Raw genomic sequence first — 20,308 nt, forward strand, 5'->3', positions numbered from 1 at the left:
CGACGTGTGCAGCTGACGAATACTAATCGATCGAGGACTTAACCACAATTTTGAATGGCTTTCAATGGCCCGTTTATCCAGTTTTGAGTGAACAAACACTCAATAAGTCTAGTGATAATGGCAAAGAGGTCACACCCGTTCCCATACCGAACACGGAAGTTAAGCTCTTTAGCGCCGATGGTAGTTGGGGGTCTCCCCCTGCAAGAGTAGGACGTCGCTAGGCAAGTAAGAAGCCGGTACCGAAAGGTACTGGTTTTTTTGTGTTCATTTTTTCTGTTGAGTCGAAGGTGTGCGAGAAAGAGGTGGAACAAAGAGTTCGAGGAGACAAAGGGAAGAGACTCGGAGCGTATTCCATACGCGAGAAACGAGAAGCCCGCAGGTGACGAAGAAATCTGCCGTTCATCGTCTTTCGCAGCCCGAATACGGAAGTTAAGCTCGTGCGCCGATGGTAGCTTTAGAGTTTCCCCCTGCAAGAGTAGAACGTCGCTAGGCAACTAGGAAACCGGTACCGTATTGGTTTTTTTGTGTTCATTTTTTCTATTGAGTCGAAGGTGTGCGAGAAAGAGGAGGAACAAAGAGTTCGAGGAACCAAGGGGGCGAGTCTCGGAGCGTATTGCATACGCGATAAACGAGAAGCCCGCAGGTGACGAAGAAAGCTGCCGTTCATCGTCTTTCGTAGCCCGAATACGGAAGTTAAGCTCGTACGCGCCGATGATAGCTCTAAGCTCTCCCCCTGCAAGAGCAGGACGTCTCTAGGCTATAAGAAGCCGGTACATGTAAAGATAAGGATTACTGAGGAAGATGGAGACAGTTTAAGACGCTTTTCCATAGAAGGTGAGGTTTTCGTTAACACATTTTCCAACCCTATAATAATATTCAGTAATCCAATTACTTGTACATTTTAATGGAACTCGATATGTTAATATCATAACTTGCAAAAAGAAGGGAAGACTTTTAATGAGTAAAATTTATGAATTCACTGCAACTAAAGCGAATGGAGAAGAAGTTTCTATAAGTTCATATAAAGGTCAACCGATGATCATTGTGAATACGGCAAGTAAATGTGGATTTACTCCGCAGTTTCAAGAGTTACAAGAATTGTATGAAGAATATAAGGAACAAGGACTTGTAATTTTAGGGTTTCCATGTGGTCAGTTTAGTAATCAAGAATTTGATAATTTGAGTGAAACGATGGAATTTTGCCAAATAAATTTCGGAGTTTCTTTCCCGATGTTTCAGAAGATCGATGTGAAAGGGGACAGTGCTCATCCCTTGTTTCAATTCTTAGTATCCGAGAAAAAAGGATTTTTAACGGAAGATATTAAATGGAACTTCACGAAGTTTTTGGTTGATCCTGATGGGCATGTTGTGAAACGCTATGCCCCACAGTCGTCACCCCAAAAAATTGAAGATGATTTATTGCAATATATTTAAGGAAAAGTCGGAATAATCTTTCTTATTTCGTGCTCCTTGACAGTCCCTGATGCCGCTGATAACCTTATCAATAATATTCAAGAGGACATAGGAGGAGTTAGAGATTATGTGGGAATCAAAATTTGTCAAAGAAGGCTTAACGTTTGATGATGTATTACTTGTGCCAGGGAAGTCGGATATATTACCTAAAGATGTAAGTTTATCTGTTCAGTTGACGTCAAAAGTAAAGTTAAATATTCCGGTAATAAGTGCAGGAATGGATACAGTAACAGAAGCTTCTATGGCGATTTCGATGGCTCGTCAAGGCGGTCTTGGTATAATTCATAAGAATATGAGCATTGAAGAACAAGCTGAGCAAGTAGTTACTGTAAAACGTTCTGAAAATGGCGTTATTACTGATCCATTTTTCCTTACTCCTACTCATCAAGTTTACGATGCTGAACATTTAATGGGAAAATATCGTATTTCAGGTGTACCGATTGTAAATAATACAGAAGAATTAAAGCTGGTTGGGATTATTACTAACCGCGATCTCCGCTTTATTCAAGATTATTCATTAGCAATCGAAGATGTCATGACTAAAGAGGAATTAGTTACTGCTTCAGTTGGGACAACTCTTGAAGATGCGGAAAAGATTTTACAACAATATAAAATCGAGAAACTTCCGATTGTTGATGAAAACGGAGTATTAAAAGGCTTAATTACGATTAAAGATATTGAAAAAGTGATTGAGTTTCCAAATGCAGCGAAAGATCACCATGGTCGTTTGTTAGTGGGCGCGGCAGTTGGTGTCACTTCTGATACGATGAAGCGTGTTGAGCATCTTGTTAAGGCGCAAGTAGACGTAATTGTTATCGATACTGCCCACGGTCATTCGCAGGGCGTGCTTGATACAGTAGGTGAGATTCGCAGAGTATATCCGGACTTGGATATCATCGCTGGGAACGTCGCTACTGCTGAAGGAACGGCTGCCTTATTTGAGGCAGGTGCGGATGTAGTGAAAGTGGGTATCGGTCCAGGGTCAATTTGTACAACACGTGTAGTTGCAGGTGTTGGAGTTCCACAAATTACAGCCATCTACGATTGTGCGACAGAAGCACGTAAACATGGCAAAACGATTATCGCAGACGGTGGAATAAAGTATTCTGGAGATATCGTAAAAGCGTTAGCGGCAGGTGGACATGTAGTCATGCTAGGAAGTTTACTGGCAGGTACTTCAGAAAGTCCTGGAGATACAGAAATCTTCCAGGGACGTAGATTCAAAGTGTACCGTGGTATGGGGTCGATTGGTGCGATGGAAAAAGGTTCGAAAGATCGTTACTTCCAAGACGATGCGAAAAAATTAGTTCCAGAAGGTATTGAAGGTCGTCTACCTTATAAAGGACCTCTTTCAGATACAATTCACCAACTTATGGGTGGTATTCGTGCAGGTATGGGGTACTGTGGAACAAAAGATTTACAAGTTCTTCGTGAGAATTCACAATTCATTCGTATGACAGGTGCAGGACTTCGTGAGAGTCATCCACACGATGTTCAAATTACAAAAGAATCACCAAATTACTCAATTTAAAAAAAAATAAAACTTTAGCACTTATTCTATGTCTTATTCTTAGGCAGAATGGGTGCTTTTTTCATAGAGCGTCCCAAATTCCAGTTTATTATGATAAAATAAGCAAGGAGAAAAATTTAAAAAGAGAATGGCGGAGGTTCTAGAAGTGAAGAGTGCATGGAACAAAGCGCTAGTGCGCTGGTTACTCCTTCCAGTTCTGATGATAAGCATGGTTGTTACACAACCGCTTTCTACAGACGCTGCTGAAGAGAGTCTAGATTTATTTGTTGATGGTGCGATATTAATTGACGCGGATACAGGAAAGATTTTATATGAAAAGAATGCAGATACAGCTTTAGGGATAGCAAGTATGACGAAAATGATGACAGAGTACTTGTTGTTTGAAGCAATTGAAAATGGACAAGTTACATGGGATCAACAATACTCAGTAACAGAGTACACGTACAAAATTTCACAAGATCGTAGTTTAAGTAACGTACCACTACGTCAAGATGGTTCTTATAGCATAAAAGAATTGTATGAAGCTATGGCGATTTACTCTGCTAATGCTGCAACAATAGCGATTGCTGAAACGATTGGTGGAACAGAGTCTGAGTTCGTGAACATGATGAACAAAAAAGCAAAAGAATTAGGGTTAGTCGATTATAAATTTGTGAACTCAACTGGTTTGAGCAATGCTGATTTACAAGGTATGCATCCTCAAGACACTGAGGCAAAAGATGAAAACGTAATGCCGGCAAAGTCAGTAGCAAAATTGGCTTACCATTTAATGAAAGATTATCCTCAAGTGCTTGAAACGACAAGTATCCCATCGAAAATATTCCGTGAAGGAACACCAGATGCAATAAAAATGGATAACTGGAACTTCATGCTTCCAGAACTTGTTTATGCATATAAAGGTGCTAAAGTTGATGGATTAAAAACAGGGACAACAGATTTCGCAGGTCATTGTTTCACAGGAACAGCTGAAAAAGATGGCCTGAGAGTTATTGCAGTCGTCATGAAAGCTGTCGATAGCGAAGGTGTAGGTTCTTATAAGGCACGTTTTGATGCAACAGCCGCGTTATTCAATTATGGTTTTGCTCAATTTGCAAAAGAAGAAATTGTACCAGGTGGATACGAATTTAAAGAACAAAAAGATATCAATGTAATTAAAGGTAAAGAAGACAAAGTCGGTATTGCTGTAAAAGAGCCGATTGAAATGGTGATTAAATCTAGTGAAAAAGAGTTATATACTCCTAAATTAGTGCTGGATAAGAAAAAAGTAAAAGATGGCTCTATAGAAGCTGCTATCAAAAAAGATGAAGTGGTTGGTCATGTAGAACTTGTAAAGGCTGAAGGAAAAGATTATGGCTATATCAATGGCACAGAAAAATCATCTGAAGTGGTGACGACAGAAGCTGTTGAGCGTGCAAATTGGTTTTCCCTTGGACTACAGGCAGTTGGACATTTCTTTGGCAACCTCTGGAGCGGCGCAACTGACTTTGTCGGTGGATTATTTTAATAACGAAAAAAACCGTAATTTCTTCATGTGAAGAAATTACGGTTTTTTGATATTCCAAGCATTCATTAAAGCTTCAACAGCAGGTTCTATCTCTTCTTCTACAAACCCACCGAAGCCAATTAGTAGTTGAGGTTTGCTATAGATGGTTTCAGCTGATTGATGATACTCAGACAACGCATAGACCCGAATATCGGCTTGCTTCGCCATTTCAACTAACTCACAATCAGTCGATTCGCTATCTACTGTCAAAACAATATGCATGCCTGCTTGTTCACCAGATATAAGAACTGTTGGTTTATAGTCTTCTAAGACACGCGTCAATTTTTCGAGTTTTTTTCGATATAATTTTCGCATACGATTTAAATGTTTAGAAAAATGCCCATCTTGCATGAACTGTGCAAGTACATGTTGATCAAGTCTCGGCACTGTTGAAGAGTAGTATGGAAATGTATGCCGATACGCTTGTAATAAATGCATGGGTAATACAAAGTAGGCGATACGTAAGGAAGGCATCAATGATTTAGAAAACGTACTAATGTAAATGACGCGTTCCCGTTGATCCATTCCTTGAAGGGATGGAATCGGTTTACCCACGTAGCGGAACTCACTATCATAGTCATCTTCAATGATATAGCGTCCTTCTTTGCCTGACGCCCAGTTAAGCAGTTGGACTCGTCTAGACGCAGATAATATAGCACCTGTAGGGAACTGGTGGGAGGGAGTAACATAGGCAACAGTTGCAGGTTGATTTTCAAGATCGGAAACTTTCATGCCTTCTTCATCTACGGCAACGGCTAAGGTTTTTCTTTCGTTATTGGCAAATATATGATGAGTCATAGGATAGCCAGGATTTTCAATTGCGTATATTGCTTGTTTGCCGAGAAGGCGAATAAGAAGAGGCATTAACTGTTCGGTTCCTGATCCAATCACAACTTGTTGCGCCGTACATAAGACTCCACGCGATGAGTAAATATAACTCGCGATTTCATGTCTTAACTCTATGTCTCCTTGAGGATGACCGAGCAATAATAAATCTCGTGACGTTTCATCCAGTATGTCTTTTGCATACTTTCGCCATTGATTGAAAGGGAAGGCGGTAGTATCGATTCGACCCGAGTTAAAATCTATATTGTATTGGGGCTTTACTGATTCCGTTTGTACAAGTTCTTCACGTGCCTCTTCCACATAAGCAAGTTCTTCTACTTGCTCAACAAAGTAGCCACTTCGAGCAACTGCTGTTATAAAGCCTTCGGCGACAAGTTGACCGTAAGCGAGTTCAATCGTTGTTTGACTTATGGCTAGAAATTCAGCTAACTTTCGCTTAGATGGTAACTTTGTGCCAACAACTAAATCACCACGAATTATACGTTCTTTCATTTCGCGATAAAGTTGTTCATAAAGGGGAGTTGAAGAAGATTTATCGATTTGAACTAACCACATATCCATAGTAACACTCCTAACTGACCTTCTTAAATAGTGAGAAACTGACACTTTTAATATGGTCATACTTCATTATACTAATAATCATAGATGAAATGGAGGCTACATACAATGACTCAACAATTTACAGGTACAGATCGCTTGAAACGTGGAATGGCAGAAATGCAAAAAGGTGGCGTCATCATGGACGTTATCAATGCAGAACAAGCGCGCATTGCTGAAGCGGCAGGAGCGGTAGCAGTAATGGCTTTAGAACGTGTACCATCTGACATTCGTGCAGCTGGTGGAGTAGCTCGTATGGCTGATCCACGTATTACGGAAGAAGTAATGAATGCAGTAACAATTCCTGTTATGGCAAAAGCACGTATTGGTCATATTTCTGAAGCTAGAATGTTAGAAGCAATGGGCGTTGACTATATCGATGAATCGGAAGTATTAACACCAGCAGATGAAGAGTTCCATTTGATTAAGAGTAATTTCACAGTTCCTTTTGTATGTGGGAACAAAGATTTAGGTGAGGCAGCTCGTCGAATCGGTGAAGGTGCTTCAATGCTTCGTACAAAAGGTGAACCTGGTACTGGAAACATCGTAGAAGCAGTCCGTCATTTGCGTAAATTAAATGCTCAAGTACGTAAAATTATTCATATGAATGATGATGAATTAATGACAGAAGCTAAAATTTTAGGCGCACCTTACCATGTATTACTTGAAATTAAACACTTAGGTAGACTTCCAGTTGTAAACTTTGCTGCAGGTGGAGTAGCAACTCCAGCAGATGCGGCATTAATGATGGAACTTGGAGCAGACGGTGTATTCGTGGGATCAGGTATCTTTAAATCTGATAACCCGGCTAAGTTTGCACGTGCAATTGTTGAAGCAACTACGCATTACCAAGACTATAAATTACTTGTTGAAATTTCAAAAGACCTTGGAGTTCCAATGAAGGGTATTGAAATTTCTCGTTTAGAAGCGAAAGATCGTATGCAGGATCGAGTATTATAAGATGGTGAAAATAGGCGTACTAGCTTTACAAGGAGCCGTTCGAGAACATATCAAATCGATTGAAGCTAGCGGAGCACAAGCAGTCGTTGTGAAACACGCGGAAGATTTGGCAGGGGTTGACGGTCTTATTTTACCGGGTGGTGAAAGCACAACAATGCGTCGTCTAATTGATTTATATGGGATGATGGAGCCTTTACGTGCATTTGCAAATGCGGGACATCCGATGTTTGGAACATGCGCAGGACTTATCTTGCTTGCTGATTCACTAGTGGGCTACGATCAACCACATATTGGTGTGATGGACGTCAAGGTTGAGCGAAACTCATTTGGTCGTCAAGTCGATAGTTTCGAAGCGCATCTTTCTATTAAAGGTGTAGCAGAAGATTTTCCAGCTGTCTTTATCCGTGCCCCTCATATTACTGAGGTAGGTCCTGACACTACTGTTCTTTGTGAGCATAATGGGCGAATTGTGATGGCACAACAAGGTCAATACCTTGGCTGTTCTTTCCATCCAGAATTAACAGATGATCACCGTGTAACAGCTTACTTTGTTCAATTAGTTGAAAGCTTTAACAATCAAACAGCGTAACAAAAAAGCCTGCCAATGTGCAGGCTTTTTTCGTTTCTTATTAACTTTAAATAGATTTGTTACATACATGAACTACTTTTAAGGTTAATGCCTCACTGCAATTGGAAACATAGCCTAATAAGGTAGGTGTATTACAGTGGGGGCGTGAATCGAGAATAAATCTTTAGGTTCACATAATCTAGCAGAGTAGCTACTTTAGCCTATTTCTTAGTAATATTTGACATTGTGATAACAGGAAAATAAACCCGTAATTATCCAAATAAAAACAGTTATAGTTGCCTATTTATTCTGAATAGTAAAATATATAGAATACTAATTATCCGAATAACAAGTTCGGAATTTTCAGAAACCAGGGAGTGGAGTTAAGTGAAGAAGAAAAAAGTAGTGAGTCTTAGTTTAGCGGCTATAGTTGCATTATCTGCAGCGATGGCGCCGGTTAGTGCAGCGACAAATAGTGGGAGTTCTGAAAAAATACACGTAAATCAAAAAAGTAAGGTACCAGACTTCATTTCTGGTAAACTAACGGCTCCTTCACAAAAATCAGCAAAAGAAATCGTATTTGATTATTTAGCACAAAAACAAGGAATCTATAAATTTAGTAAAGATCCATTTTCAAGTTTCAAAGTTTTAGAGCAATCGAAGGATGAACTTGGGTTTACTAATGTGAAATTACAGCAAATTTTTAAAGGTGTACCTGTTTCCGGATCAGTTGTAACAGCACATGTTGATAGCAATGGTGTGTTAACAGCTGTCTCTGGAGAAGTAGCTCCTGAACTTGATAAAAAACAAGCACTAAAAGGCGGAGCGAAAATCAAACGTTCAGACGCTCTAGATATAGCTTCAGTAGATTTAGCAACAAAAATAGGACAAGCCCCAGTATTGGAGCATGAAGCTAAACCTGAATTCGTGGTTTATGCAAAAGATGGGGAAGCTAAATTTGCATATGCATTAGAGTTCGAGTTCTTATCTCCAGAACCGGGTAATTATCAATATTTTGTTGATGCACAAACAGGAGATATATTAAATTCATATAATCAACTTCATGAAGCTAAAGCATCACCTGGCGTAATTTCTCCAACAGGAACGAACACGGTTGGTACAGGTAAAGGCATTTTAGGCGATACAAAATCGTTCAATACTGTAACTAATAGCAGCGGCTCATACTTAGTAGACCGTACAAGAGGAAATGGTATCTTTACTTATAATGGTAAAAATCGCACAACAACACCTGGTACACTTTGGTTGGATGCCGATAATGTATTAAATGCAGCTTTTGATGCTCCGGCAGTTGATGCACACGCTTATGCAGCACAAACATTTGATTACTACAAAAATGTACATGGTCGTAGTAGTTATGATGGCAATGGAGCACAGTTAATATCAACAGTGCATTACGGTCGAAATTACAATAATGCTTTTTGGAGCGGTTCACAAATGGTTTATGGTGATGGTGATGGTTCTACGTTCATTCCATTATCAGGAGCACTTGATGTTATCGCACATGAGTTAACACATGCAGTGACAGATACCACTGCGGATCTTGTCTATCAAAATGAGTCTGGTGCAATCAATGAATCTATGTCTGATATTTTTGGTACGTTAACAGAATTTCATTTTAATAACAATCCAGATTGGTTAATTGGTGAAGATATCTATACACCAGGTACAGCGGGAGATGCACTGCGTTCAATGGCCGACCCAACATTACAAGGAGATCCTGATCATTATTCTGTTCGCTATACAGGTTCAGGCGATTACGGCGGCGTTCATATTAACTCTGGTATCAGTAATAAAGCTGCATACTTGTTATCCAACGGTGGGACTCATTACGGCGTAAGTGTAGCAGGTATTGGCAATGATAAAACAGGTAAAATTTTCTACCGTACTCTAACACAATACTTAACGCCTAACTCGACTTTCAGTCAGTACCGTGCAGCTTCTGTTCAAGCGGCAACCGATCTTTACGGTGCTAGTAGCAGTGAAGTTTCAAGCGTAAAAGCAGCATTTACAGCTGTTGGTGTTAATTAATCCTTACAAAAAGAAAAAAGTTTAGAATTTTGATATAAGTAAAGAGGTCAGCATGCATCAGAAATGGTGGGTGCTGATTTTTTTTGAAATGAATGGAAGCTTGCCAAAATTCTCGGCCTGTAGTAAAGTATGTTTAATTTCACATATGAAACGATGATGGGAAGTAGTAACAAGTTCCGTTTTTTCTAGAGAGCCGACGGGTGGTGTAAGTCGGTAAAAACCCTTGTGAATCCGTCCTGGAGTAGCGCAACTGAAAGTTAGTAAGTTGTAGCCGGTTGAAAAGCCGTTATGAGACAAGTGGATTTGTTCGTATGGACAAATCAATCAGGGTGGCAACGCGGGTAGCTCTCGTCCCTTTCCAAGGGGATTGAGGGCTTTTTTTGTTGTCTAAACGCTTGTTGCTTGATGCCCATCATCAAAATTAGAGGAGGAAAAACACATGTTAGATGTAAAACGCGTTAGAGCCAATTATGAAGAAATCAAAGAAAAACTTGAAAAACGTGGAGAAGATTTAGGAAACTTTGATCAATTTGCAGAACTTGATTCAAAGCGTCGTGAGCTAATAGGTAAAGCTGAAGTATTAAAAGCTGAACGTAATGAAGCTTCAGAGAAAGTCGCTGTAATGAAGCGTAATAAAGAAAATGCGGATGATGTTATCCTACGTATGCGTCAAGTGGGTGATGAAATCAAAGTCTTAGATAATGAACTTCGTGAAGTTGAAGAAAAATTCGATGACATGATGATGCGTTTGCCAAATATTCCACACGACAGTGTTCCTGTTGGAGATTCAGAAGATGATAACGTTGAAGACCGTACATGGGGAGAAATTCGCGAATTTGATTTTGAACCAAAACCACACTGGGATATTGCAACAGGATTAAATATCGTTGATTTTGAACGGGCTGCTAAAACAACGGGTAGCCGATTCGTGTTTTATCGTGGGTTAGGCGCTCGTTTAGAGCGTGCGTTGATGAACTTTATGATTGACCTTCATACTGAAGAGCATGGCTACGAAGAAATGTTACCTCCATATTTAGCGAACCGTGCAAGTCTTACAGGTACTGGCCAATTGCCAAAGTTTGAAGAAGATGCATTTTTAATTGAAAAAGAAGATTTCTTCTTGATTCCAACATCTGAAGTGACAGTAACTAACTTCTACCGAGATGAAATTTTAGTGAAAGACGCATTGCCACAAGGTTTTGCAGCATACAGTGCATGTTTCCGTTCTGAAGCGGGTTCTGCGGGTCGCGATACACGTGGATTGATTCGTCAACATCAATTCAATAAAGTAGAACTTGTCCGTTTTGTAAACCCGGATGAATCTTATAATGAACTGGAGAAATTGACTGGACATGCAGAAAAAGTTCTTCAATTATTAGGCTTGCCTTACCGTGTATTGAAAATGTGTACAGCTGATTTAGGATTTACGGCTGCGAAAAAATATGATATCGAAGTATGGATTCCAGCTCAAGGTGTGTATCGTGAGATTTCTTCTTGTAGTAACTTTGAGGATTTCCAAGCGCGTCGTGCTAACATTCGTTTCCGTCGTGAACCGAATGCCAAGCCTGAGTTTGTGCATACATTAAACGGTAGTGGATTAGCACTTGGTCGAACAGTTGCAGCCATTTTGGAAAACTATCAACAAGAAGACGGTACGGTTATTATTCCCGAAGTATTACGTCCTTACATGGGTGGAAAAGAAGTCATCAGTAAATAGAGTGGAAAGTTCCACTTAATTAAAAGAAAACCGGAAATGAACTTGTTATTTAAGTTCGTTTCCGGTTCTTTTTTTGTTCGCGAAGATTGCGGAAAAATCGAGTGAGTATCCCACCGCACTCATCAGCTAAAATACCTTCTGTTACTTCACACTCATGATTAAATCTCGCGTCATTGAGCAATCGATAGAGTGAATCGACGCATCCTGCTTTGACATCACGTGCCCCATAAACCACACGTGGTATACGAGATTGTAAAATTGCTCCTGCACACATAGGGCAAGGTTCAAGTGTGACATAAAGGGTCATATCTTCTAAACGCCAACTGCCGATTTTAGCACACGCTTGTTGTATCGCAAGTAGTTCTGCATGAGTTGTTGCATTTTGGGTTGTTTCACGTAAATTATGTGCACGTGCAATGATTTCATTTTGATAAACAATGACAGCTCCAATCGGAACTTCTCCTAAAGTTGCTGCTTTTTCTGCTTCGATTAGTGCTTCTAACATATATGTCCGATCTTCTTTAAATACATCCATTATGCATCGCTCCTTGAGTTAAGTGTAGCATGTTTTAATTGTTCGACGCATAGCATAAAAGAGATGTGGAACGAGGAGGTTTTAAATGATTTATGTAGTGGAGACAGGAGATAGCCTATATTCGATTGCTAATGAGTATAATACAACGACTGCAACACTAACTCAGGTCAATGAACTAGACAACCCAGACGTTTTAGTTGTGGGTCAAACAATCATAATTCCGGGAACACCTAATCCTAATCGACCAACTATTGATTCTAACGGTTATGTTGAGTTTTACACAGAAACTCCATCCCAAACCCTGTTAGATGAAGTGAAGAAACGAGGACCGTTATTAACTTATATGATGCCATTTTCATATGATGTAAAGCGTGACGGCTCCTTGACCCCTTTAAACTGGGGTGGTCTTGAGAAGATTGCGACTGATGAGAATATCACCTCGGCAATTGTCGTTACAAACATTGAAGACGGTGCATTTAGTGATACGTTAGCACAAGAGATTTTTGCCAGCCAAGCAGTGCAAGATAAGCTAATCGCGAATATCTTAGCTGAAGCAAAAGCTAAGAATGCCAAAGATATTCATTTTGACTTTGAATATTTACGAAAAGAAGATCGACAAGCGTATGTTGATTTTTTAAAACGTGTAAAAGCAGCTACAAGTGGATTAACGTTATCAGCGGCTCTACCTCCTAAAACATCTGCTACCCAAGAAGGAAAATGGTATGGAGGGCATGACTACAAAAAAATTGCTGAAGTAGTCGATTTTGTCGTGATCATGACATATGAATGGGGGTATAGTGGAGGTCCGCCAATGGCTGTGTCGCCTATAGGGCCAGTCAGACAAGTGTTGGAATACGCATTAACAGAAATGCCTGCGACAAAAATTCTGATGGGTCAAAATTTGTATGGATATGATTGGACATTACCGTATAAACCTGGAAATCCACCAGCGCAGGCCATTAGTCCACAACGTGCAATTGAGCTAGCACGCGAACGTAATGCTGCAATACTTTACGACAACACAGCCCAAGCCCCATATTACAATTACTGGCGAGACGGGATAGAGCATGTGGTATGGTTTGAGGATGCCCGGTCTATTCAAGCGAAATTTAATTTGATGAAAGAATTAAAATTAAGAGGAATCAGTTACTGGCATATGGGATTTAAATTCCCACAAAATTGGAGCCTTTTAAATGAAACGTTTAAGGTCAGAAAAAGATAGAGCTAAATCGCTTTTCCTCTTTGGGAAAGTGGTTTTAGCTCTATTTTTCATTTTCAAGCTGTGATAGAATAGGGGACATTGAACTATTTTTGAGAACTAGTAGGAGGATTCTAATGCCGATTCCATTTATCACGGTTGAAGGCCCGATTGGTGTTGGAAAGACGTCACTTTCAAAGGCCATTGCTGACGCAAATAAATTTCAACTTTTAAAAGAAATTGTGGATGAAAATCCATTTTTAAATAAGTTTTACGAAGACATTGAAGAGTGGAGTTTCCAAACAGAAATGTTTTTCCTTTGCAATCGATACAAACAATTAAGTGATATTCAAAAGAAATACATTGCAAAGAGTGAACCTGTTGTGGCGGATTATCATATCTTTAAGAACTTAATTTTCGCGAAACGTACTCTCCCAGCAGAAGAGTACGAAAAATATGAATCCATATACCGTATTTTGACACAAGATATGCCTCGACCGAACATGGTTATTTACTTACATGCAAGTTTGGATACACTAATGAAACGCATCGCACTTCGTGGTCGTGAATTTGAAAAAATGATAAGTGCGGATTATATGAAACAACTTTCTGATGACTATCAAACGTTTATTCAACATTTTGAAGAAACTCATCCAGAAATTCCAGTACTGCGTTTTAATGGAGATGAACTGGATTTTGTGGAAAATAAATCTGATTTAAACTGGATCTTAAAAAAAGTAGATGAAACGCTACAACAAAGGAGTCTCCATGTATGAACTTACGTGAAAAATATGGCATCCCTAAGAATGCCGTTATTACTATAGCTGGAACTGTAGGTGTAGGGAAATCAACGATGACAAAAGCACTTGCAGATGCACTAAATTTCCGCACATCTTTTGAAAAAGTGGACGCAAACCCATACTTGGATCGTTTCTATGACGACTTTGAAAAATGGAGTTTTCATTTACAAATTTATTTTTTAGCTGAGCGCTTTAAAGAACAAAAACGTATTTTTGAATACGGTGGTGGATTTATTCAAGATCGTTCTATTTATGAAGATACCGGAATTTTTGCCAAAATGCATGTAGAAAAAGGCACAATGAGCCTAACAGATTACGAAACTTACACAAGTCTCTTTGATGCAATGGTAATGACGCCGTATTTCCCACACCCAGATTTACTCATCTATTTAGATGGATCAATTGAAGATATTTTAAGTCGTATTCAAGAGCGCGGTCGTCCAATGGAACAATCTACACCAGTAGAGTACTGGTACGAAATGCATGAGCGTTATGAAAACTGGATTAATACATTCAATGGTTGCCCAGTCCTGCGTTTGAATATTAATGATTATGATTTAATGAAAAATCCAGATACTGTAGAACAAATTGTAGAACGTGTAGGCAGCTTAATTGAACAAACTTCAGTATTACGTAAATAGAGTAAACGGACCTTCAGCGAAAGCTGGAGGTTTTTTCTATCTAAACATAGTCTAAGTTAATGACTTATTACTTTTGGTCGCAATATAGCTGCCAATTGCAACGATTGAAAAAATGGTCAACAGTTCAATAAGGAACTTATTAACGTTCATATTAATACCCACAAAAGAGCTTTGAATATTGTTGCCGGCATATTTTTCATTCTGAATCGCTTTTACGTAATGCCCATTTATGTCTTCAATGGCAATGGCGTCCTTTGTATTTACATCCATTATTGAAAAATACTTTGTGCCTTTACGATAAGCGTTTGAAAAGTTGCCTGAATACGTTCCCTCCAAATCTGAATACTTAGTCACTTTTCCAATTTCTCGATCGACTTGATCGACCACTTCATCACTAACTACGTATATAACCCCGTTCCATACTACAAACGAATATGCCCAATCTGCAGAAGATTTGTTGGCCAAGAAGAATGATGAACATACGAATATTAATAAGAATGCAATCAAAAATGATTTCCTTTTCATTCGGAGCCTCCTTATTTCTTCCATCTGACGTGTGCGGTTTTATTTAAGTTACAGAATGAGGAAAATCTTGATTAGAGGATAAGTGAAGTTAATCTAAAAATTTATTATCTTACATCATATGAAAAAGGAACTGAGTAGATGGAATATCAAATTCGCAAAGCCACACTAGAAGATGCGGAAGGGATTGCTAAAGTCCATATCAATTCATGGAAATCAACCTATATAGGAATTATTTCAGATGATTTTTTGAACAAATTGAATATCGAAAACAGAACGAAGAGATGGAGAGAGAGACTAGAGAATCCTTCGGAAAAGTATCAAATACTTATTGCAGAAGATGATCAACAACAAATAATAGGTTTCATAGATGGTGGTCAAAATAGGGGAGAAAAGGATAAGTACGATGCTGAAGTATATTCATTTTATTTACTTGAGGAAGTTCAAAACCAGGGAATTGGTAGAGAAATGTTAAGGCGATTTGCAGAAAAACTAAAAAACAATGGGTTTTTCAACATGATTGTATGGGTGTTAAAAGAAAACCCAGCAAGAACATTTTATGAAAAAATGGGAGGGAAGTATTTGGAGGTTAAATACTTAGAAGAATTATCAGTAGAGGAAGTTTCCTATGGATGGAAGGACGTCCGGGTATTATTAAAAGAAATAGAAAGCTAAAAGGAAATAGACGATTTTCTACAAAAAAAAGACGACTCAAGTGAGTCGCCTTCTTAATATTCGGACTATTTATGTTAGAAGAAAATTCGTTACGTAAGTAACGAATAACAATCTCCATCTATATGCGCGTTTTTGTTGAAAAATGGAGGAGGTAGAGGGATTCGAACCCCCGCGGGATTTTACTCCCCTGTCGGTTTTCAAGACCGATCCCTTCAGCCAAACTTGGGTATACCTCCGTGTCAACAGACTATAATTTATCATGTAAAAAAAACAAAGTCAACAAGAACCTCTAAAAAAAATAAAGTTTAAATATTGCATCTTTTATCAGATCGTGAATAAAAGGTGCAGAAGGGTTTAAAGATAAAAATCCTAGTAACATTAATCGTGGAAGAAAGAGGGAAATACTTTTTCATAATAAAAACCTAGTCGTTAAAGTGCTGCTACCACTATATTTAAACGGATATGGCCGTAGTAGAATAAGAAGATATTAAGTGAATCTTTCAGTTTATCAAAAAGTACCATTTGATTTTTGAGTTCGAAGTAAGTATACTTATAAGTGCCGTGCTAGGTGGGGAGTTAGCGGTGTCTTGTAACTCGCAATCCGCTCTAGCGAGACTGAACTCCTTCTCTAAGGCTGTTTATATGTAGGGTCTGACTTTTGCACGTAGTGTTGACGTCTGGGTCCTGCGCAATGGGTATCCATGAATCAGGTCAGGTCCGGAAGGAAGCAGCCTTAAGTGGAATTTCTCATGTGCCGCAGGGTTGCCTAGACTGAGCTAACGACAGAGGTACCGCCTATGTATGTCAGTCGAAGGAAGGTGCACGGCATACATACTTCTATACAGGTGTTTGTTCGCTATCCATGCGAATAAACACCTTTTTTGTTCGAGATTTCTTGGGTTTCAAAAGAGCTAGAGGATTCACATTATGGTATAATTAAAGGACTGTTTAAAATCACACTTTAAGGGGAGAAATCAGTTGGCGTATCAAGCTTTTTATCGTGTTTACCGACCGCAATCATTCGCAGAAATGTCGGGTCAAGCACATGTGAAACAAACCCTTCAAAATGCTCTCCTTTATAATAAAACAACGCATGCTTATTTGTTCAATGGACCTCGTGGCACTGGTAAAACCAGTGCTGCAAAAATCTTTGCAAAAGCATTAAATTGTGAACGAGGACCTGTTTCAGAACCATGTAATGAATGTGAAACGTGTAAAAGTATTACGAATGGATCAAATACGGATGTAATCGAATTTGATGCCGCATCCAATTCACGTGTAGAAGAAATTCGCGATATTATCGAAAAAGTTCGATTTGCTCCTGCGAATTCACGCTATAAAGTGTATATCATAGATGAAGTGCATATGTTGTCTAATAGTGCATTTAATGCCTTATTAAAAACACTCGAGGAACCACCGTCTCACGTTGTATTTATCTTAGCGACAACTGAGCCGCATAAATTACCGTTAACGATTATTTCTAGATGTCAACGTTTTGACTTTAAGCGAATTACGGCTACGGATATTGTGGACCGTATGAATGTGGTACTAGCTGACTCTGGTATTCCCGCAAATGATCAAGCGTTAAAAGTCATCGCACAAGCTGCTTCTGGTGGTATGCGTGATGCACTTAGCATGCTCGATCAAGTCGTGTCATTTAGTGGTGAAGAAATGACAGTTGAAGACGCACTTTTGGTGACGGGTTCAATTGGTCAAGAAATCTTTTATCAACTAGCAGAATCGTTATTATCAAAAGATGTAGGTAAAGTATTGACTCTTTTAGAAGAGTTAATGAAAGAAGGGAAGGATGCAGTTCGTTTAACTGAGGATTTAATCACTTTCTTCCGGGACTTACTATTAATGAATACGGCACCTTCTCTTGATGATTTACTAGAACTAGCATCAAATGATGAGAAGTTTAAAGTATTGGCAAGTCAGTTTCCTGTAGATAAACTGTATCGTTACATTGAAATCCTTGCAGCTACTCAACAAGAAATGCGTTATTCTAATCACGCAAAAGTTTATTTAGAGACCGCACTATTAAAAATGTCTCAAGTAAAAGAAAGCAACTCTCAACAAGAAGTTGATTTAAGTCACTTTGAAGAGAAAATTGTGCAACTAGAACAAATGCTAGTAGCCCTTGAACAACAAGTTAAGCAGGGAGTTGCATCGAATGGTGGACAGACTCCTCAAGCGAGTGAATCTCAAAAACGACAACGTTTAAGAACGCAAACTGGTTACAAAGCACCGTCAGGACGAATACAAGAAGTATTGAAAACTGCAACGAAACAAGATATTCAACTGATTAAATCACATTGGACTACGATTATGAATCAGTTGCAGAAGTCTCACGCTGCTCTTTTGAATGAAGCAGAACCAGTTGCCGCATCTGATAGTGCATTTGTGTTAAAATTTAAATACGATATTCATTGCCAAATGGCAGCTGATAATCAGACCTTCTCTAGTGCCTTTTCTCACTTATTAATGAATTTAACAGGGAAAATGTATGAAATATTGTTTGTTCCAGAAGAGCCGTGGATTATTATCCGTGAAGAGTTTATTCGTCACAAAGGATTGAAGACAACGGATTCAAATTCGGATTCACCATCGGAAATGAGTGAGACAGAACAAGCGGCAGATGAAATGTTAAGTTTCATGAAGGAAGAAAAAGCGGCTACTGAAGACCCTTTGATAGTAGAGGCAGAAAAGTTGTTTGGTAAAGAGTTTGTAGAAATACATGATGATTAGGGAGGAAAATTAATATGCGTGGAATGGGAAATATGCAAGGTATGATGAAACAAATGCAAAAAATGCAAAAACAAATGGCTGAGGCTCAAGAAGAATTAGGAACTCAACATTTTGAAGGTGTTGCTGGCGGAGGTATGGTTAAAGTAACTGTCTCTGGACACAAAGAAGTAATTAATGTAGCACTAGATGCAACTGTCGTTGATCCTGAAGATATTGAAATGTTACAAGATCTAATTGTTATCGCTACAAATGATGCAATGAAAAAAGCGGAAGAAACAACGAACTCCACGATGGGACAATTCACGAAAGGATTGAACCTCCCTGGCATGTTCTAGGAGGAAAGCACATGCATTATCCTGAACCGATATCGAAATTGATTGATAGTTTCATGAAATTGCCAGGTATTGGGCCGAAAACTGCGGCCCGTCTGGCATTTTTCGTGTTAAGTATGAAGGAAGACACAGTACTCGAATTTGCTAAGGCACTAGTAGATGCTAAACGTAATTTAAGTTACTGTTCAATTTGCGGTCACATTACAGATGTTGATCCTTGTCATATTTGCCAAGACAAGCAACGTGACGACACAGTTATTTGTGTAGTACAAGATACGAAAGACGTCATTGCTCTGGAAAAAATGAGAGATTATAAAGGATTGTATCATGTACTTCATGGCGCTATATCTCCAATGGATGGAATAGGTCCGGAAGATATTAATGTTCCGCCTTTGTTGAAGAGACTACAAGATGAACGAGTAGTGGAATTAATATTAGCAACCAATCCAACGATTGAGGGCGAAGCAACTGCTATGTATATTTCGAGGCTAGTCAGACCGTCGGGGATTCGTACAACACGAATTGCGCACGGACTTCCAGTAGGTGGAGATCTAGAATATGCGGATGAGGTCACTTTGTCTAAAGCGCTAGAAGGTCGACGGGAGTTTTAAAGGGGAGGCCTAGCTGTTAGATGTTTTTCAAAAGAGCAAAACTTAAAAAAGACTTCGATGCGAAGTTTATTACCTTAATGAAAGAAACGAAAGAAGAATGGCGGCAAGCACAAAACATTGAAGCGCTAATAGATGATTACGATTTGACGATTATTGTGCAACGAAAAATTGCTGAAAGTAAACACTTCTTTCTATATAAAGAAGCACGACTACGAAAAATCCTTTTGAAATGAAGTATATGTTATACCAATCCCTTCATATAGTTAGTAGATAACTTATTATGAGAGGTAGGAGATGCTAGATGAAGCTGGCTCTTTATTTGATTGGTATAACAGTGCTTCTTTTTTTATTGCTGAACAAAGCATCGAAAGGACGAGTAATCGAAGGATTCTCTATTTGGTGGTTTAGAGTAGCGTTTGCGTTTGTTATTTTGTTTGCAATTAATCTTATCGCAAGTCAATTCGGCTTATTCATTCCGATTAATATTGTATCTGGTTTACTCATTGCCTTCTTAGGAATACCAGGAATAGCTAGTGTGATAACGATTTCTATATTTCTATAATTTTATTGAATAATAGTATTGACTTATATAAGTCAGACTGATATATTTATTAAGTTGCTGATTTAAGAGCGACGAAGTAAATGAATAAGCAAAACTTTTTGTTGACATAACAATAAGGTTTTGATAAGATATAAGAGTTGCTGTTGAAACAGTGACCAACAACGTGAACCTTGAAAACTGAACAGCAAAACGTCAACTAACAAGCGGAACGTACTTCGGTGCGGGAAGCAAAAACGTTTTCTTCCGCCGACACCTGTCGGTATCGAAAACAAACTTGAACTTAACCGTTCATTATAAACGTCAAATTTTTGACGCCAGCAACAAAGTCGAGCTAATCGACTCACCATTATGGAGAGTTTGATCCTGGCTCAGGACGAACGCTGGCGGCGTGCCTAATACA

General features: G+C 38.9%; 19 protein-coding genes, 1 tRNA gene, 1 rRNA gene, 1 other RNA gene and 1 other annotated feature. Of the genes, 18 read left to right on the forward strand and 4 right to left on the reverse strand.

The genetic code is table 11. The features are described 5' to 3' along the window. Nucleotides 1–107 precede the first annotated feature (107 nt). The 4 genes from rrf to C8K15_RS18750 all read left to right on the forward strand — a co-directional run bounded on the left by rrf (nucleotide 108) and on the right by C8K15_RS18750 (nucleotide 4,508). Nucleotides 108–223: ribosomal RNA gene (rrf, locus tag C8K15_RS18735) — 5S ribosomal RNA — on the forward strand. A 734-nt stretch (nucleotides 224–957) separates the two neighbouring features. Beyond that, a complete protein-coding gene (locus C8K15_RS18740) occupies nucleotides 958–1,434 on the forward strand; it encodes a glutathione peroxidase (protein WP_108587941.1) in 477 nt (158 codons plus the stop codon). A 106-nt stretch (nucleotides 1,435–1,540) separates the two neighbouring features. Then, on the forward strand, nucleotides 1,541–3,004 hold the full coding sequence (guaB, locus tag C8K15_RS18745; protein ID WP_108587942.1) for an IMP dehydrogenase: 1,464 nt from the start codon (nucleotides 1,541–1,543) through the stop codon (nucleotides 3,002–3,004). Nucleotides 3,005–3,149: 145 nt separating this feature from the next. Further along, nucleotides 3,150–4,508, forward strand: coding sequence for a serine hydrolase (locus C8K15_RS18750; protein ID WP_369973790.1), 1,359 nt, complete (start codon nucleotides 3,150–3,152; stop codon nucleotides 4,506–4,508). A 36-nt stretch (nucleotides 4,509–4,544) separates the two neighbouring features. On the opposite strand, the gene pdxR is transcribed toward C8K15_RS18750, so the two are convergent. Further along, the gene (gene pdxR, locus C8K15_RS18755; RefSeq protein ID WP_108587944.1) at nucleotides 4,545–5,954 is read right to left on the reverse strand and encodes a MocR-like pyridoxine biosynthesis transcription factor PdxR; all 1,410 of its coding nucleotides are present in this window, start codon (nucleotides 5,952–5,954) and stop codon (nucleotides 4,545–4,547) included. A 105-nt stretch (nucleotides 5,955–6,059) separates the two neighbouring features. Here pdxR and pdxS point away from each other — a divergent pair, with 105 nt between their 5' ends. From pdxS to serS, 4 genes are all read left to right on the forward strand, one after another. Then, entirely contained in the window at nucleotides 6,060–6,950 is an 891-nt protein-coding gene (pdxS, locus tag C8K15_RS18760; RefSeq protein WP_108587945.1) for a pyridoxal 5'-phosphate synthase lyase subunit PdxS, read from the forward strand. Between the two features lies 1 nt (nucleotide 6,951). Further along, nucleotides 6,952–7,539, forward strand: a complete 588-nt coding sequence (gene pdxT, locus C8K15_RS18765; RefSeq protein ID WP_108587946.1) for a pyridoxal 5'-phosphate synthase glutaminase subunit PdxT — start codon at nucleotides 6,952–6,954, stop codon at nucleotides 7,537–7,539. A 426-nt stretch (nucleotides 7,540–7,965) separates the two neighbouring features. Then, complete coding sequence (locus C8K15_RS18770; RefSeq protein ID WP_369973791.1) at nucleotides 7,966–9,567, forward strand: M4 family metallopeptidase; 1,602 nt, start codon at nucleotides 7,966–7,968, stop codon at nucleotides 9,565–9,567. A 144-nt stretch (nucleotides 9,568–9,711) separates the two neighbouring features. Continuing rightward, nucleotides 9,712–9,926: a binding site (T-box leader), on the forward strand. Nucleotides 9,927–10,006: 80 nt separating this feature from the next. After that, complete coding sequence (serS, locus tag C8K15_RS18775; protein ID WP_108587948.1) at nucleotides 10,007–11,284, forward strand: serine--tRNA ligase; 1,278 nt, start codon at nucleotides 10,007–10,009, stop codon at nucleotides 11,282–11,284. A gap of 49 nt (nucleotides 11,285–11,333) precedes the next feature. Here serS and tadA read toward each other — a convergent pair whose 3' ends face one another. Next, a complete protein-coding gene (gene tadA, locus C8K15_RS18780) occupies nucleotides 11,334–11,819 on the reverse strand; it encodes a tRNA adenosine(34) deaminase TadA (RefSeq protein WP_108587949.1) in 486 nt (161 codons plus the stop codon). Between the two features lie 85 nt (nucleotides 11,820–11,904). Here tadA and C8K15_RS18785 point away from each other — a divergent pair, with 85 nt between their 5' ends. The 3 genes from C8K15_RS18785 to C8K15_RS18795 all read left to right on the forward strand — a co-directional run bounded on the left by C8K15_RS18785 (nucleotide 11,905) and on the right by C8K15_RS18795 (nucleotide 14,458). Further along, complete coding sequence (locus tag C8K15_RS18785) at nucleotides 11,905–13,041, forward strand: glycosyl hydrolase family 18 protein (protein ID WP_108587950.1); 1,137 nt, start codon at nucleotides 11,905–11,907, stop codon at nucleotides 13,039–13,041. A 113-nt stretch (nucleotides 13,042–13,154) separates the two neighbouring features. Then, complete coding sequence (locus C8K15_RS18790) at nucleotides 13,155–13,793, forward strand: deoxynucleoside kinase (RefSeq protein WP_108587951.1); 639 nt, start codon at nucleotides 13,155–13,157, stop codon at nucleotides 13,791–13,793. Further along, nucleotides 13,790–14,458, forward strand: a complete 669-nt coding sequence (locus C8K15_RS18795) for a deoxynucleoside kinase (RefSeq protein ID WP_108587952.1) — start codon at nucleotides 13,790–13,792, stop codon at nucleotides 14,456–14,458. Before C8K15_RS18790 ends, C8K15_RS18795 begins: the two co-directional genes overlap by 4 nt. A gap of 51 nt (nucleotides 14,459–14,509) precedes the next feature. Here the strand turns inward: C8K15_RS18795 and C8K15_RS18800 are convergent, their stop codons facing one another. Next, on the reverse strand, nucleotides 14,510–14,983 hold the full coding sequence (locus C8K15_RS18800) for a hypothetical protein (protein WP_108587953.1): 474 nt from the start codon (nucleotides 14,981–14,983) through the stop codon (nucleotides 14,510–14,512). Nucleotides 14,984–15,121: 138 nt separating this feature from the next. Between C8K15_RS18800 and C8K15_RS18805 the strand changes: the two genes are divergently transcribed. Next, entirely contained in the window at nucleotides 15,122–15,655 is a 534-nt protein-coding gene (locus C8K15_RS18805; RefSeq protein WP_108587954.1) for a GNAT family N-acetyltransferase, read from the forward strand. 143 nt (nucleotides 15,656–15,798) lie between these two features. On the opposite strand, the gene C8K15_RS18810 is transcribed toward C8K15_RS18805, so the two are convergent. Beyond that, nucleotides 15,799–15,891 (reverse strand) — tRNA-Ser (locus tag C8K15_RS18810). A gap of 323 nt (nucleotides 15,892–16,214) precedes the next feature. On the opposite strand from C8K15_RS18810, the gene ffs reads away from it, so the two are divergent. The 6 genes from ffs to C8K15_RS18840 all read left to right on the forward strand — a co-directional run bounded on the left by ffs (nucleotide 16,215) and on the right by C8K15_RS18840 (nucleotide 19,908). Continuing rightward, nucleotides 16,215–16,481: signal recognition particle sRNA large type (ffs, locus tag C8K15_RS18815), an RNA gene on the forward strand. Between the two features lie 152 nt (nucleotides 16,482–16,633). Beyond that, nucleotides 16,634–18,403, forward strand: coding sequence for a DNA polymerase III subunit gamma/tau (dnaX, locus tag C8K15_RS18820; RefSeq protein WP_108587955.1), 1,770 nt, complete (start codon nucleotides 16,634–16,636; stop codon nucleotides 18,401–18,403). 14 nt (nucleotides 18,404–18,417) lie between these two features. Beyond that, entirely contained in the window at nucleotides 18,418–18,738 is a 321-nt protein-coding gene (locus tag C8K15_RS18825; protein ID WP_108587956.1) for a YbaB/EbfC family nucleoid-associated protein, read from the forward strand. 11 nt (nucleotides 18,739–18,749) lie between these two features. Further along, the gene (gene recR / locus C8K15_RS18830; protein ID WP_108587957.1) at nucleotides 18,750–19,346 is read left to right on the forward strand and encodes a recombination mediator RecR; all 597 of its coding nucleotides are present in this window, start codon (nucleotides 18,750–18,752) and stop codon (nucleotides 19,344–19,346) included. A 20-nt stretch (nucleotides 19,347–19,366) separates the two neighbouring features. Then, nucleotides 19,367–19,579 carry a YaaL family protein gene (locus C8K15_RS18835; RefSeq protein ID WP_108587958.1) on the forward strand — a complete coding sequence of 71 codons (213 nt, stop codon included), beginning with the start codon at nucleotides 19,367–19,369 and terminating at the stop codon, nucleotides 19,577–19,579. A 68-nt stretch (nucleotides 19,580–19,647) separates the two neighbouring features. Further along, a complete protein-coding gene (locus C8K15_RS18840; RefSeq protein WP_108587959.1) occupies nucleotides 19,648–19,908 on the forward strand; it encodes a pro-sigmaK processing inhibitor BofA family protein in 261 nt (86 codons plus the stop codon). Nucleotides 19,909–20,308 lie beyond the last annotated feature (400 nt).

Source organism: Paenisporosarcina sp. OV554 (assembly GCF_003058165.1).
Lineage (GTDB): Bacteria > Bacillota > Bacilli > Bacillales_A > Planococcaceae > Paenisporosarcina.